21 protein-coding genes and 1 pseudogene are annotated in these 15,202 nt (G+C 36.7%); 1 reads left to right on the top strand and 21 read right to left on the bottom strand.

Annotated elements, in window-relative coordinates; genetic code table 11:
* Positions 1–34 precede the first annotated feature (34 nt).
* The 21 genes and pseudogenes from OLD84_RS04185 to OLD84_RS04090 form a co-directional block, all read right to left on the bottom strand.
* Positions 35–1,462 (bottom strand): zinc ribbon domain-containing protein, encoded by a 1,428-nt coding sequence (locus tag OLD84_RS04185; RefSeq protein WP_209461862.1) that lies wholly within the window; start codon positions 1,460–1,462, stop codon positions 35–37.
* Between the two features lie 98 nt (positions 1,463–1,560).
* Positions 1,561–1,719, bottom strand: a complete 159-nt coding sequence (locus OLD84_RS04180; RefSeq protein ID WP_264917485.1) for a type VII secretion protein EssB/YukC — start codon at positions 1,717–1,719, stop codon at positions 1,561–1,563.
* 4 nt (positions 1,720–1,723) lie between these two features.
* Positions 1,724–1,978: a DUF6382 domain-containing protein gene (locus OLD84_RS04175; RefSeq protein WP_209461860.1), complete on the bottom strand. Its 255-nt coding sequence runs from the start codon at positions 1,976–1,978 to the stop codon at positions 1,724–1,726.
* A gap of 11 nt (positions 1,979–1,989) precedes the next feature.
* Complete coding sequence (locus OLD84_RS04170) at positions 1,990–2,508, bottom strand: A24 family peptidase (protein WP_209461859.1); 519 nt, start codon at positions 2,506–2,508, stop codon at positions 1,990–1,992.
* A gap of 28 nt (positions 2,509–2,536) precedes the next feature.
* Positions 2,537–3,133 (bottom strand): TadE/TadG family type IV pilus assembly protein, encoded by a 597-nt coding sequence (locus OLD84_RS04165; RefSeq protein WP_209461858.1) that lies wholly within the window; start codon positions 3,131–3,133, stop codon positions 2,537–2,539.
* Between the two features lie 108 nt (positions 3,134–3,241).
* The gene (locus OLD84_RS04160; RefSeq protein ID WP_209461857.1) at positions 3,242–3,832 is read right to left on the bottom strand and encodes a DUF4352 domain-containing protein; all 591 of its coding nucleotides are present in this window, start codon (positions 3,830–3,832) and stop codon (positions 3,242–3,244) included.
* Positions 3,833–3,850: 18 nt separating this feature from the next.
* Positions 3,851–5,788 carry a hypothetical protein gene (locus OLD84_RS04155; RefSeq protein ID WP_209461856.1) on the bottom strand — a complete coding sequence of 646 codons (1,938 nt, stop codon included), beginning with the start codon at positions 5,786–5,788 and terminating at the stop codon, positions 3,851–3,853.
* Between the two features lie 12 nt (positions 5,789–5,800).
* Positions 5,801–6,082 (bottom strand): pilus assembly protein TadG-related protein, encoded by a 282-nt coding sequence (locus tag OLD84_RS04150; protein WP_209461855.1) that lies wholly within the window; start codon positions 6,080–6,082, stop codon positions 5,801–5,803.
* Positions 6,083–6,180: 98 nt separating this feature from the next.
* A complete protein-coding gene (locus OLD84_RS04145; RefSeq protein WP_209461854.1) occupies positions 6,181–6,834 on the bottom strand; it encodes a DUF4352 domain-containing protein in 654 nt (217 codons plus the stop codon).
* 80 nt (positions 6,835–6,914) lie between these two features.
* A complete protein-coding gene (locus tag OLD84_RS04140) occupies positions 6,915–7,568 on the bottom strand; it encodes a hypothetical protein (RefSeq protein WP_209461853.1) in 654 nt (217 codons plus the stop codon).
* Between the two features lie 109 nt (positions 7,569–7,677).
* The gene (locus tag OLD84_RS04135) at positions 7,678–8,304 is read right to left on the bottom strand and encodes a DUF4352 domain-containing protein (protein WP_209461852.1); all 627 of its coding nucleotides are present in this window, start codon (positions 8,302–8,304) and stop codon (positions 7,678–7,680) included.
* Between the two features lie 18 nt (positions 8,305–8,322).
* The gene (locus OLD84_RS04130; RefSeq protein WP_209461851.1) at positions 8,323–8,808 is read right to left on the bottom strand and encodes a hypothetical protein; all 486 of its coding nucleotides are present in this window, start codon (positions 8,806–8,808) and stop codon (positions 8,323–8,325) included.
* A gap of 70 nt (positions 8,809–8,878) precedes the next feature.
* The gene (locus tag OLD84_RS04125) at positions 8,879–9,445 is read right to left on the bottom strand and encodes a DUF4352 domain-containing protein (RefSeq protein WP_209461850.1); all 567 of its coding nucleotides are present in this window, start codon (positions 9,443–9,445) and stop codon (positions 8,879–8,881) included.
* A gap of 18 nt (positions 9,446–9,463) precedes the next feature.
* Entirely contained in the window at positions 9,464–9,949 is a 486-nt protein-coding gene (locus tag OLD84_RS04120; RefSeq protein ID WP_209461849.1) for a hypothetical protein, read from the bottom strand.
* Between the two features lie 18 nt (positions 9,950–9,967).
* Positions 9,968–10,117: pseudogene (locus OLD84_RS19445) on the bottom strand (TadE/TadG family type IV pilus assembly protein); the annotation flags it as partial.
* Positions 10,118–10,132: 15 nt separating this feature from the next.
* Positions 10,133–10,309: a Flp1 family type IVb pilin gene (locus OLD84_RS04115; RefSeq protein ID WP_209461848.1), complete on the bottom strand. Its 177-nt coding sequence runs from the start codon at positions 10,307–10,309 to the stop codon at positions 10,133–10,135.
* Positions 10,310–10,735: 426 nt separating this feature from the next.
* Positions 10,736–10,942: a hypothetical protein gene (locus OLD84_RS04110; RefSeq protein WP_209461847.1), complete on the bottom strand. Its 207-nt coding sequence runs from the start codon at positions 10,940–10,942 to the stop codon at positions 10,736–10,738.
* A gap of 113 nt (positions 10,943–11,055) precedes the next feature.
* Complete coding sequence (locus OLD84_RS04105; RefSeq protein WP_209461846.1) at positions 11,056–11,676, bottom strand: PepSY domain-containing protein; 621 nt, start codon at positions 11,674–11,676, stop codon at positions 11,056–11,058.
* A gap of 99 nt (positions 11,677–11,775) precedes the next feature.
* Positions 11,776–13,119, bottom strand: coding sequence for a HAMP domain-containing sensor histidine kinase (locus tag OLD84_RS04100; protein WP_209461845.1), 1,344 nt, complete (start codon positions 13,117–13,119; stop codon positions 11,776–11,778).
* Positions 13,116–13,808, bottom strand: a complete 693-nt coding sequence (locus OLD84_RS04095; RefSeq protein ID WP_209461844.1) for a response regulator transcription factor — start codon at positions 13,806–13,808, stop codon at positions 13,116–13,118. The genes OLD84_RS04100 and OLD84_RS04095 overlap by 4 nt, the downstream gene beginning before the upstream one ends.
* Positions 13,809–13,879: 71 nt before the next feature.
* Positions 13,880–14,443 (bottom strand): GNAT family N-acetyltransferase, encoded by a 564-nt coding sequence (locus OLD84_RS04090; protein WP_209461843.1) that lies wholly within the window; start codon positions 14,441–14,443, stop codon positions 13,880–13,882.
* Positions 14,444–14,530: 87 nt separating this feature from the next.
* On the opposite strand from OLD84_RS04090, the gene OLD84_RS04085 reads away from it, so the two are divergent.
* A complete protein-coding gene (locus OLD84_RS04085) occupies positions 14,531–15,160 on the top strand; it encodes a VOC family protein (protein ID WP_209461842.1) in 630 nt (209 codons plus the stop codon).
* Positions 15,161–15,202: the final 42 nt, after the last annotated feature.

Genomic DNA, 15,202 nt, shown 5'->3' with positions numbered 1-15,202 from the left:
CGTCAAAATCTTACATTTGCACGCATTGACCCATTTATTCATCCATGATAAATTCCTGACTATTAAAATCGGAAATATGGAAGTATTCATTTTCTATATTGTGGAGCTTCCAGGCTGACTCTGACTCATCATAGAATAGGGTTACATCTTTGCTTGCTTTGTATTGCTGTTTATCCTCATCCCTTCCAAGCCAGTTTAAATTCCCATAAGCATGGCCCTCGGGCTCATATAAATAATAATGCGCTTTTAAAATTATGGTATATCCTTTCAGGTCCTCATTATATTCCGGATAGATTATTCTTGATATATCATATTCCGCCTTTTTCAATTCACCTTCATAAGAGTCGCTCCAATCACCTGTAGACTCCATATGCTCAGACAATATTTCCTCCAGATTATCTGTTACGCCTGCCTGCAAAATAGATTCGTCTCTTTCTGTGAGGGCTTCATGAAATAGGCTGATACTTTCATTTATTTGCTCCATTAATGCTGTTTTCTCATCCTGAGTGAATACTTCGACTTCATCAAACCTAATGGCATCAGAGCTTATCGGTTCTTCTTCGCTTTTTACATTCCCCCATGGAAATTCTTTTTGGATATGAACGGTAGTGGACGAATCGCTTGGAAAAGTGCCAATCGGATTCTCACCTTCATTGATGTCAATATCTGTTTGCTCCCCATTGACAAACAATTTATAATCATCATACGTCGAAGTGATAGAAACCTCTGTTAGAGGAAGTTCAATTTCATGCCGCACTGTATCTTCCGCTGAATCAAATGTAGTAATTTCATCTGTAACCTCTGTACTGGTATATTCGTTCGCATAACCTGCACGAACAACATGGGTCCCAGGCATATATGGACCAAACGTATCCTCTTGTGATGAGGTGGTAACTTTCTCGCCATTAATAGCTAAGTCGATTTCATCTGTTTCTGTTGCCAGCTCTATATACATTGGAGTGACCTCAAGTTTATAATCATCAAAAAATAACCACTGCTTACCATCCTTCGCTAAATGAAGTGTTCCATAATCTCCATCTGAGTTATAAGGTGTTACATTCTGATTTATCGCCTCTGCCTGATCATTTAATTTATGTATAAGGTTTTCATAGACTTCTGCATTTTCCTCCAAGAACTCGACAAAGTTTGAAGTATTGTCCATATTAATAGATAAGGATTCATTTGATGAAGTCAACATGCTTTGTATTTTATCAGGATCATTATTTTCGACCGCATCCTCGAAGGCTTGCACAACATTTTCTGGTGCAGAATTAGCCTTTCCAATCTGGTAAAAGATGCTTATACCTGCTATTAAAATAACCATTGCTGTTGCTAATACAATAACCTTTTTCTTAGATTTTTTCCCAACCTTACCGGCATTTTGTTCTGATAATTTGGTACCACACTCCGAACAAAATTGATTCTGTTCTTTATTTACTTCTCCACAATTTAAACATTTCATGAACTACATCCCCCAATTTTACTAGTGACATTGAAGTAAAGGGAAGATAACACATGTATCTTCCCCTTAACATCTAACAGCTTTATGATATTGTAGCACTATTGCAATGCATCAATCTGGTCATCTTTCTCATCATCATCCAAATCGTCATCGTCTTCTATTTCATCTTTCTGTAAATTAAGACTGGCAATTTGAATTTCATTATTCCCGAGTTCTTGCCCTAGATTCATAGCCTCTTGATGATTTCCTTGCTCTATATAACTAAAGAGGATGTTCTTTTGTTAATGATCGTAATTGACGTAAACCTTCTATTTTATAAAAAACGGTAATCTGGTTATTTATATCCTCAAGACTCATTGGTAAAAGTCTGGGAATGTTATTTGACTGAATCATTTTCAACTGAAGTTCCTGAAAATCCTCCTGCTTAAACTTTTCATCCTTGTTTTTTTGAAGTTTTAGATATGCTCCGTTTGATTCAACATATTCTAGTAAATAATCATCGAGCTGATTAGACATATAATTCCTCCTTAAGCAACATACATATAATAAAATGCTGTTATAACACCTGGTATGACAGCGTAAATAAATGGGAATCGGTTGGAGATATTATTTTTGAAATCATCCAGCGGTGTTAATGTTTTATCCTTCATCGATTCCTTAATATGTAAGAAAGCCAGTGTTATATTGATTAAAAATGTTTTCGTAAATAGTAATATGATAAGTCCAATAATTCCGGCAAAGATAATGGAATACATAATAGCATATAGCGAAAATAAAACGCCGCTAATCGCACCAATTGCTGCGAATAATTTCACATCACCAGCTCCAACTGCTTTAAATATGTATAAAAGCAGTAATATGACGCCAGCAACCAACAAACCCAGCACAGATTGAATAAAACCATCCAACTGATTTACTACAAGATGATAGATTATGCCAACCAACACCCCGCTGACATTAAGCCAGTTAGGTAATCGGTGCTGTCTGACATCGTAATAACAAGCAATAAGTAAAAAAAGAATCAATATTATAAAATGCCCAGCCATTTCTTCCCTCCTTTCATTCAAACACCTTCTATCCGCCTGCCCAAGCGCGTTCAACTGCTTTTTTCTTGATATTTATTTCTTTTTCAAAGAATGGTAGCACAAGACGGAGTTCGTTTTCAGCTTCAATTCTCACATCCGAATCACCCTGTGATTGGGGAAAATTATGATCGATGATTTCTATTCCACCAGGACTAAAAAAGTCAGAAGTCCCAACTTTGTCTTCGTATTTATTCCTAACAGCATCCTCAAATGCTCCTTCTGCCAAATGTGTGTCTATGAGTTCACCGGCTGCAGGGATTTCACCTTTTACACCATCACTTACTTTATCCAGTAACTGGTTAGCAATCTCATTATTGCCAAATCTATCCTTCTGATCGTCAGTCAAATCATCGATAAACCCTTCAGTACTACTCATTATTTGTCCTTCTATAACAAGGGAAAGAAATGAATAATGAGCTACTGTTTGTGCCGTTTCACTTACGGACTCTTGCAAAGCCATTTCCGCAATTGATATTTTGACTAATGACATTAAAAACAGTAAAAACGTTAATAGAATTGGAATGAGTAATGACGCTTCAACGGTTATACTGCCATCTTCCTTGCGTAGTTTAAACGATATATTCAACACCTTCTTTCTGTGTATCTAAATTAAAATTGCTGCTATCAGGATGGAAAATTAATTTACACTAATTTTCCATCCTAAGGGCAGCAACAGCCCTTAGAAACCTTTCATTTACTCTTCAGGAACAGGCAGTTCAAATTGAACCTCATTATCAAGAGCTGCAGCTTCATAAGTGAAATAAACAACATCGTTTTCAAAAAGCATGTTAGTTAAATATACGACATTTCCCGTTATCTCTTCACCTGGTTCTAATTCTTCTTCTCTTTCCTTAAAAAATTCATTGTAATCTGTTTCACTAATCATTTCCCCTAATAGTTGAGCTGAGATTTTATCTTCTGGAACAAATGACTCATCCCCTGTATTCTTTAAAGTGACATTAACTGCTACAAATCTATCATCTTCAGTTGGATCAACAAAATCTTCTAATGAATGTCCCTCAATATCATCAGTTGTTACTTCAAACTCATTCACCGTTATCTCATAAGGGAAACCGTAAGAGCTGCTGTTTGTCTCTGCTGTTTCCCCAACCTGGTAAACATCCTTATCTTCTTCTCCATCTTCTGATTGCGTATTGTCTCCCTCTCCATTTTCTTCGACTTGATCGTCCCCGTTTTCTCCTTCATCAGTATTTTCTTCTCCATCGTTGCCACTGCACCCTACAATAAAAATACCTGCAAGTAGAATAATGAGTAATTTTTTCACCTTTGTACTCCTCCCTCTTTAATAAGAATAAACCTTTGTTTTTTCAATCGTATAAGTATTTCCAGACAGATTACCGTTTTCATTCGGAATGAGGTTTGTCATTGCTGGAATAAACAATAAATCGACATCGCCTTTAACTTTCCCTTTTATATAGGATGGGTTTTCATCCAATTGAACATCGGTATCCAATGTGATAGCTCCCTGCAGTCGCCGTATTTTTTTGTTATTATAACCATCTCCAGCAGTTGACCTCATTATCATGAAAATGCGCAGGAATAAAGCCATGTCCGTTTCAATTGTCCCGGAAATTTTTAAAGGCTTCCAACGATATGCATCGTCTTCAGTAAGTTGTGTTATACCTATCATTGTACGCCCTAAAGCCTGAAATACTGCACGTAAAAATCCTAATGGACCTGCAAAACCACCTTCAAAGAGAACGAGATCTATTAAACTCACAACAAACAACACCATCGCAATATCCCTAATAAATGCTGCATAATTGGCCCCGGCTATGGTATGGCCATAAGTAATAAACTGCGCCTGTTTATTTTCATATAAGTAAGATCCTGAAGTCGGATCCAAACTATATGGTTCACTTGTACCATAATTCGCCATGATGTATTCATTGATATAAAGCTGGTTTCGGAATGACTCCGGGAATTCTTGGACAAAGCTAAGAAACTCATTGAATCGATTGAATGCATCTTTGATAAACTGCAACCTTCCCGGATCTTCATCAACATCGTCGCCATTTATTGCATCATACTCTGAAATGATGTCCGCCAATTCGTCATAATTGTCTTGATCATTTGCTAAATCCTCGGCACCACCTATAATATCCCACAGCTCGGAAAATTGATCATCTGCCTGTTCTTCCAAGTCCTCCAAACCATCTTCCTGTTCTATCAATTCCTTAGAGTCATCATAATCACTTAAGTGACTTCGTAGTAATTCAGCGTCATCATCCCGGTAACCATTATACCTTTCCCTTAACGTATTTTTGATATTGGCCGCAGCATCCTCGTGATCTTCAATAATTTTATGGAATCCATCGACCAATTCAACAACAGTCCTTGAATAGTACCCGCCATTAAGCGCATCTTCTTCACTCATGCTTTGGCCTGGAGAAAATTGCTCATCTAATATTTCAATACGGTTATAAATATCATTAAAAAAATCCGTATCCAATATCATGTTTTCCATCTTATCAATTTCTTCTTGAGCTTCCTCACCAATATAAAAGTCTTCGAAGTTAATATCTCCCATGATATCTGCCATTTGATCATTATAATCCATTGCGGAAGAAGGAACAAAGTTATCGGGAGAACCAGCTGCAGGCCCTGTACCAAATAGTAGTCTATTTATTTCTGATTGAGTCGATCTGAACTTGTCAAACTCATCCAAATGGTCGCCTTTTAATTCACTGAGCGCATCTTCATAGTTTTCGATTTTCTGCTGTTCTTCTTCTGAATTATCCCCATCGCCATCTCCATTTTCATCTTTATCTTTTAAGTCATGATAACGCTCATTGTAAAAGATCAATTCTTCCATATTGTTAATGTTACTCGGTATTTCGTCATCCAAATCAGGATTAGATGTGCCAAGAATGTTTAACATTTGGCCATCTTCATTAATCATGTTGATATATTTATTAATTTCTTCTCGTGCATCATCCAGCTTTTCGTTCCGTTTTTTGGCCAACTCAAATAATTCTTCATAGGACTCTGATAATTCTTCAAGACTATTAGCATCTTCCTCGGAAAAGTCATCCAATCCAGAGTTTTGAACCAAATTAAATATCTCTTCACCTATTTGTGCTGGCGCTTGATATTTCATGCTTTCCAAAACCTGATGTTCAAAGACATCCAAATCAACAAGATTACGATCTGTGTCAAACGTAGCAGTTACTGAATCACTATGTATATCCGGTTTCGCGAGGGTAAATGCTTCATTCAACTCCCCCGAACTTTACATTTGTTCATCAAGACAGAGCCGAAAGTCTGATTGCACCTCTGACTGACTCCCACTGTAACTGAACAACCCAACAGAGGCTAACTCTTCGTTAAATTCTGCCATTGTTGAACGCAGAGCAGTATCAATGCCGTTTTCAATTTGGCGCTCTGCTGAAAAAATACGAGCCGTGTCAATAAACAAAGCGTTAAGCAAGAAAATCGGGAGGATAATCAGAATTGCAAAGACCGATACTGAACCTTTGTCCTTAAATAAAAGACGTTTGAAGAACTGTTTCACCGTTCCACCTCCCCTCTAAATAACTACAGGATCATTGTTAATTCCTGCGATTAGCAATTCTGATAGTAATAAACGATGATCATTTTATAATCGACTAATCATTCAACTTCACTTTCTGGAACATCCCAATTGGCGTAAGTTATTATTTGATGACCGCTTCCTCCTATTATAAATAAATAATTATCATGTTTTTCTTCTACCACAAAAACATGATCACCCGTGGCCGATTCACCAGGTGCTATTTCACCTTCCAATAAATCTTCTTCAACATCATCTACATCCATTAATACTGAGTTTAAAGATGACTGAAGTTCGCCATCTGGTCCAAAACCAGGTTCATAAATGTTTTTGGCATTAAAATTATTATCACCTATGTTTTTCACCGTCATATTCGCAACTGCATGAGTTTCACCTTCTGAATCTAATCCCCCAACCACATCTACATATTCAACCGAATTTAAAGTGACTTCGTATTTATTGTCTCCATTATCCTCCACGATTCCTGTTTCACCCATTTTAAGCCCTTTCTGGTGTTCAATATGGGTATCATTACTATCACTAGATTCCTCTTCACTTGAATCATCTACTTCACTATCCTCATCTTCCTCTACTGTACTTGTTTCCTGTTTATTGTTATCTTCTTCGCCTGCTGTCTGATCATCATCTTCATTATTAGAACAACCAACTACCAAAATTAAAGCTAGTGTGAATAACAATGATAGTTTAATAAATTGTTTCATGTAGTGTCCCAACTAACTCGCTCCTTATATAAAGGTTTAACACCGCCATACCAAATTTATCTTATTAGCTTCCCTATTAATATTATAAGCTGTTACTCAATTTCACTGTCAGAAATTTCCCATTGGGCATAGGTTCTTATTTGAACACCACTTCCACCTAGTGCAAACACATAATCTTCTGTTCTTTCTATATCAAATACGTGGACACCAGTTATATCTTCGCCAGGTGCTATTTCACCTTCCAGTAAATCTTGATCAACTCTATCTGAATTATCTAATAGTACTTGATTTAGAGAAGCATCTAATTCATTTTCAGGGCCAAATCCGGGCCTATAAATATCCTTGGCGTTAAAGCTGTGGTCGTCGATGTTCGTCACAGTTATATTCGAAACTGCATAAGTATCCCCTTCTGCTTCAAAGTCACCAACAACATCTACATATTCAATAGAATTCAAAGTTACCTCATATTTTTTGTTATTATCTTCAACGACCCCAGTTTCGCCCATTTTCAAGCCTTCCTGGTGTTCAACATAGTCATCATTACTATCACTGGTATCTTCTGCACTTTCATCGACTCCTTCACCATCCTCTTCTTCCTGTGCTGCACTTGTTTCCTGACTGTTGTTATCTTCTTCGCCTGTTGTCTGACCCTCATCCTCTTCATTATTAGAACATCCAACTAACATGATTAAGACTAATGACATTAATAATAGTAGTTTTGTAAATTGTTTCACGTTTTGTACCATCTGACCTGCTCCTTCTTACAGAGGGTTATATTCGTAACACCAAAATAACGTTAGTAAACTTTAAAATTTTAACAATAACGATACATACAAATAATTTAAGTGGTTGCTGTTACTCAATTTCACTATCAGAAACTTCCCATTGGGCATACGTTTTTATTTGGTGACCACTTCCACCAATTATAAACATGTAATTATCCTTCATTTCAGCAACTCCAAACACATGATCACCTGAAACTGATTCCTCCGGTGATATTTCACCTTCTAGTAATTCCAAATCATTATTGTCCATATCCATTAATACTGAATTCAGGGATGATTGAAACTCACCATCGGGACCAAAACTAGGCTCATAAATATTTTTAGCATCAAAGCTGTGATCATCTATGTTCTTTACTGTGATATTTGCAACAGCAAAAGTTTCCACATCTGCTCCACCAGTAATATCACCATCATAATTAACTGAATTTAAGGTTACTTCATATTTTTCATTGTCATCTGCAACGATTCCTGTCTCACCTATGTTTAAGCCTTCTTGATGTTCAACATGAGTGTCACTGGAATCTTCCTCACTGCCTTGATTTTCTACACTTTTAGCCTCTTCCTGTTCAGCATTTGTTTCCTCGTTATTATTTTCTTGCTCATCTGTCTGGCTTTCTTTGTTTTCTTGGTCAGAACAGCCGATGATAATGAATAGACTTAGTGTGAGTAACAGTGTTAGTTTAATATACTGTTTCATGTTGCTCCCCTCCATCTGTTAATTACTAAAAAATTCGTCAATCGAATTAGTGATACCTTCCGCTACGTCCTGTAGCCCCGTGGCTTTCCATAAATACTTTGCAAAATTAAATGTGCGTATTAATTCAGGAGTTTCTGTCACTACCCGACTTGAAGTAGCCTTCAACGAGTTGCTATCACTACTTAAGATATTCTTCAAGAAAGCAGGCATATATAACTCTGACTCAGCAGTCGCTACTACCTCACTGTATATAATTTCGTTGTTGTATTCAACATTTACTTCAAGGGGATTACTATATTTATTATAAGCTTTTATTGTTTTTTCAAAGGTTAGACTATCTCCTTCAGGATTAAACACCCCATCTAGACCAAACATTTGTAAAACACCATTATCAAAAATACGCCAGTATAACCCATCGCCTCCCTTATCTAGACCCGTATAATACTGTTTATCAAATTCACCTGTTTCCAAGTATTTATGCGAGTTGTTCCAAGTGTAAGCCACCTCTGATGCTGCTTTTTGTGCAACGTAATGTGCAGTTCCAATCTGAAAAATAACAATACAAACTATCTAGTTACTTAATTTCACTTTCCGAAACTTCCCATTGGGCGTATGTTCTTATTTGCACACCTTTCCCTCCAATGGCAAACTTATATTCATCCACTATTTCTTCTATTTCAAATACATGGTCACCTGACACTGTTTCCCCTGGTGCAATCTCACCTTCCAATAAATCTTGTTCGACATTATCTGCATCCATAAATATTGGGTTCTGAGATGCCTGAAGTTCATACTCTGGCCCGAAGCCAGGTTCATAGATATTACTTGCATTAAAACTGTCATCATCTATATTTTTCACTGTGATATTCGCTTCCACAAAGGTTTCTCCGTTTGGCTCTAAGCCCCCTACACTATCAACATATTCAACCGAATTTAAAGTAATTTCATATTTTCTATTATTATCCTCAACAATCCCGGTTTCGCCTATTTCAAGGCCTTCCTGGTGTTCAACATGGGTATCATTCTTCCTGCTAGAGTTTTCCGAATCCGAATCATCTTCACCACCTTCTTGGTCAGAACAGCCTGCAATAATAAATAAACTTAGCATAAGCAGCAATGATAGTTTAATAAGTTGTTTCATGTTGCTCCCCTCCATCTGTTAATTACTAAAAAATTCGTCAATCGAATTGGTGATATCCTCCGTTGCGTCCTGTAACCCAATGGCTTTCCATAAATACTTCCCAAAATTAAATGTGCGTATTAATTCAGGTGACTCAGTGACTACACGACTTGAAGTAGCCTGCAATGAGTTGCTACTGCCTAACATATCTTTCAAAAAAGAAGGCATATATAGCTCGGACTCAGCTGTAACTTCTACTTCACTATAAATTATACTGTTATTGTATTTAACATTTACTTCCAAAGGATTATTATATTTTAATCTTGCTTTGTTCACTTTTCTTTCAGTTAATCTTTGATCTTCAGCTTTAAACACTCCTTCCAAACCAAACATCCCTAAGACACCATTATCAAAAATACGCCAATACAACCCAGCTTCTCCACCTTCTCCTAAACCCGTATAATACTGCTTATCAAATTCACCTGTTTCCAAGTCTTTATGCGAGTTGTTCCAAGTGTAAGCCACCTCTGATGCTGCTTTTTGTGCAACGTAATGTGCAGTTCCAATCTGAAAAATAACAATACAAAAGAATACCCCCGCGAGTACGAATATCAGGAATGAGGGGAAAACAAGGGTCGCTTCAAAAGTAAAACTCCCTCGTTCATCTTTTAAGAAGGGTTTCTTGATTACCACCCCAAAATTCAGTAATTAATTCATTAATTGATCATCAATATCTTCAAATAGTGCGTTAACCCATATTCCTATTCTATCCCTAAACATTATTGCGATTACGATAAGTACAGATAATATTAATAGTATTTCTACAGTTTCGAGTCCTTCCTCGTCATTCCAAAAGTTCTTAAAAAATGTTGTTAATTGATTCATGATAAATCCACTTCTTTTTTTAAAAATACTGCCAATGCAGGATATATCACATCGAAATAATATACTTCCGTCAAAACAGTTTTCCGTTTCGATTCCGACGAACCTTTTTTCTCTATCCAATTAATAACTATAATTATCTAGTATAATAATGCCAAAAAACTTAAATATGTCAATCATATGACAAAATACGGCAGGTTTATATAAGTCTTATAACTTATAAAAAATTGCTTTAGATTACTTATTTTAATTAGAATATTACTTATTTATGGGTAATAATATCTATGTAAAGGATGATAAACGATATGTTTATTAAGTTTTATGGATATAAATATTCATTTTTCAAAATATTTACTTTTAATACTTTCTTACCTCTTTTCCTCACTTTTTCTAGACCTATTTAACTATAATTACATAAACGAAAATATGTCAATATATTCCAAGTATAATAAGAAGATCTATTTGATTGGCAAAAGCGACACATGCCCTTTTTGCTTCCTCAACGCTGTTCGTTTGAATAACGGTTAGTTCCTTTATTACTTTAGCTAATACAGGTAAGGTCTGTGCCATTTTTTTCCATGTCATTTGCTCCGGCATTTCCATTGCATAAAAAAGCGCTTTGTCGTAGTTAGGCATGATATGGTCTACAATCCTCAAACTTATTATGTATTACCTTGTCGTTATAGTAAGTAACCGAAGTATAATAGAAATAGCTACCAGCACTAAGAGGCTGGTAGCTATTTTGATAATTAATCATCTTCTCTATCGATTTCAATCACAAGGATTTCTCCGGTATACGCATCAATCTCTATTTCTGCTTCATCTTCACCGTCTTCAATTTCAATTTCATACATAAGACGGCCGTCGTCTTCATCAAGTTCAAGTTCTGTAATCTGACCATCAAATTCATTTAATGCAATTTCTTCTGCCTTCCCTAAATCAATAACCGTATTATTCGTTTTCGATGAATTCTCATCATTGTTCCCGTCGTCTTGGCTATCATTGTTATTGTTAGTTTTGGTACCTTGATTATCATTTCGATCATCTGCGTCATCATCTTTTTCAGCTATTTCTATATTGTTGGATATTTCTCTTTCTTTCACATTCAAAACTTCACCACTGCTGCCATCCAGTTTTATTTCGTATTCCTTCCCGTCGTTTTCTATTTCCACTTCATAAACTGCCCTGTTTCCATCTTTTTCCATTTCCATCTCGGTAATTGTACCAGGATATTGATCTGTGACCATTTGAAGAATTTCATCTGTTGATAATTCTGGGTTAGCCTGAGAAGCATCCGATTGGTAAATACCTAATCCTAAAACTACAGCACCAACCATAGCTCCAATTGCAATCCCTAATTTTTTCTTCATTTCTTTTTCCTCCTTGTTTGTTGTTAATTACATCATATCCCCGGAGAATGAAGGATCAATGTGATTAAGATTAGAATTTGATGAGAATATCATTAATTTTTAATCTAGTGGCAGGGTTAGGGTAAATGTTGAGCCTTCGCCAACATTACTTGTTACAAATAACCTGCCGTTATGTGCATCAGTGATTGTATTGGCTATTGCTAAGCCAAGTCCAGTTCCACCTGTATCCCTGCTTCTTGCTTTATCCATGCGGTAAAAGCGGTCAAAGATCCGCTCTTGTTCCTTTTCGGGAATTCCCTGGCCATAATCCGTTACTTGAAAAATAGCTTCGTTGTTTCGTTCATCAATGACGATCTTAATTTCATCGTTACTGTATTTTAATGCATTATCAATTAGAATATAGACAACTTGCTGTAATTGATTGGGATTCCCGTTTACAAGCAGCTTCTCATGGCGTTTATCAAAGCTAATATTTCTATCATAGGCACCTTGAAATGTAGCAATTGTCTCCTCGCTCAGCGTGATCATATCCACCTGCTGCATGGCTGCTTTTGTTTTATTTTTTGCAAGTGATAGCATTTGCTCCACTAACTTTTGCATACGATCCGCTTCAGAATCAATCGCCTCCACAGACTCGTTGAATACTTCCGGATTTTCTTTTCCCCTTCGCTCAAGTAACTGTGCATAACTTTTCACAATAGAAATGGGCGTTTTTAGTTCATGAGAGGCATCAGAGACAAACACCTCTTGTTTTTCAAAATTTCCCTTTAAATAATCGATCATCTCATTGAATGTCTTTTCCATTTCATAAAGCTCATCTCGAGAACGATTTTGCACATCTATCTTCTGCCATTTTGCATGTCTTGTATTTTCTTTCATCGTTTGAATCAAGGCTTTAATCGGACGCAATAAGAATCTGCTTAATAGCATCCCAGCAATAATAGACGGAATAAGCATGATGACAGAAGCTACAACCAATACATAAAATAAGGTTGTCATGGTTTCTTCAAGTGCTAAAAGGTGACTCGAAACCTGTAATGTTACAACGTCTCCATTATTCCATATAATCGGTTTTGAAATCATAGCAACATCGGCGCCATTTTCCTGTGACAGAATCGTTTGCGTTTCCGTAACAGAAAATTCACTTGGTAATTCACTGGATATATTTGGTTTCTTCAGTTCTGGAATTAACAAACTTTCATCTTCTGCAATGACACGAATCATCCCATCCGTCGGTAAATAAGCGTCTAAAAGATCGCTTGTTGGAATATCTGGATTGGAATTCAATGTTTCTGTAATCGTATTTGTTTGGGCAGACAATTGCTCCAGTTCACTGTCAGCCGTGATATTGTAAAATAAAAAGTAAATGGACGTATTGACCAATAAAATTAATACCAACATAAATAAACTTGAAAACAATTGAATTTTCGTACGCAGTTTCATTGGACGTGATCCTTTATCGTGTAACCTACTCCTCGAACCGTCTGGATATAGGCTTGCTCGTGTCCCTTATCAACTTTCTGGCGCAAATAACGGATATAGACATCCACAACGTTTGTGTCACCAAAATAATCAAATCCCCAAACGTTTTCAATAAGCTGATCCCTTGTGAGAACGATATTTTTATTTTTTAACAGACATACGAGCAAGTCAAATTCCCGTGGTGTGAGCTCAATTTCCCGGCTAGCCCGCTTCACCTCATGAGCGTTTAAATCGACGTGTAGATCACCGATAGCGAGTTGCTTTCCATTAACCTTTTCTGTGACAGATTTCCTGAGATGTACCCTAATGCGAGCAAGCAGTTCCTCGATTTGAAATGGTTTCGTGATATAATCATTAGCACCTAAATCAAGTCCACTTACTTTATCATGAACCTCATCACGGGCAGTTAATAAAATAATTGGTGTGCTATCATCTGTCCGTCTTATTCTCCGTAAAACTTCCATACCACTTAAGTTAGGAAGCATAATATCAAGCAATACTAAATCCCACGCTTTTTCTTTCATCAAGCGAAGTGCATCATTTCCATTATCCGCAATTTCTGTTTTGTAATTTTCATAATCAAGCTCCAGTTGCAAAACCCGGCTTAATTTCCGTTCATCTTCAACAATCAGAATAGCTGGCTGTTCCATATTCTCTCCACCTGCTTTATAGATCTTCTTTTCTGTACTATATCATAGAAGGTATGAAAATAGAGCAGTAATTATTTAGTTTTTGTATAAACACATGTATCTCTTAGTTCGCCCCCATCAATCTGAACGGAATCATTATAATGAATACCCTCGAATAAAAATCCTAACTGTTCAGGTATTGCCCTACTTTTGGCATTTTTGGTATCACAACGTATTTCAACCCTATTTGCATCTAGTTCCCTAAAGGCAAAGTCAGCAATTCCCTCTACTGCTTCAGTCATATAGCCTTTTCCGCTTTGTCTGGAGTCAATCCAATAACCGATTTCAAATTTAGGAACCTCCCAATCGATGCGGTGTAACCCAGAAGATCCTATAAAATCACCCGTTTCCTGATGAAATACATGCAAACGTAAATCCTCCCGTTTTAAAAATTGTAGATGGGCCTCTCGCACACTTATCTCTACATCTTCCAGAGACTGATCCTTCCTTGCAAATGGGAGCCATTTTTTCAAATCCCGTTTGCTAGCTTGAATTGCTTGATATACTACTTCGCCATCACCTGGAAGGGGCAAGCGGATTAAAAGACGTTTTGTGCGAATTTCATGAGGAAAATCTTTGAGTATCGGATTTTTCATTTCTAAGCCCCCTAGGATAATTTTCTTTTCATTATATACATTCATCACTAAAATTACGATAAGGAAATATTTTTGGAGGGGAATTTTATGTTAGCTATTGATCATATCGTCATCGCTACAAAAGATCCAGCACAAGCAGCCCATGATTTTGAACGAAAGCATCGTGTTACAACTGTCCAAGGAGGGAAACACGACAATTGGGGAACGTACAATTACGTAGCCTACTTTGAAAACGATTGCTATATGGAGTGGATTGGAATTTTTGATGAAGGTATCGCGAAAAAATCAACGAATCCGCTTATTAAACAGCTTGTATCGGCATTTCATAATAAGATTGAAGGGATCATTCAATTGGCATTACGCGCGGAAAAGATGGATAACTACATCGATCATTTTGACGCAACAGGAGTGAAGTACGCCGGGCCGGTCCCTGGCAGCAGGAAAAGGCCTGATGGTTCAACTTTACAGTGGCAGATGTTATTTCCTGAACCGGAAACTGCCCTTCCTTTTCTAATTGAGTGGGGTGAAGTGAAGAATATACCGCAGGATGAACGTTTAGTTAATAAGCAGCATTTGCGTTCAATCACTTTTGGCATGAAAGAAATAGAAGTATTTAAGCATATCTACCAGCTTGATTCGTGCCATCATCCTGTAAAACTGGAAAATGGATTTTTACATTTAGTAGGTCATGAACATCTTGATTTCGAAATCGCGTAAATAAGAAAAAAACGATCATTCAACTGCTATTGAATGGTCGTT

It is taken from the genome of Virgibacillus natechei, assembly GCF_026013645.1.
GTDB lineage: Bacteria > Bacillota > Bacilli > Bacillales > Amphibacillaceae > Virgibacillus_L > Virgibacillus_L natechei.
Note: the sequence above shows the minus strand (reverse complement) of the source record. Positions and strands in the feature narration are given on the sequence as shown.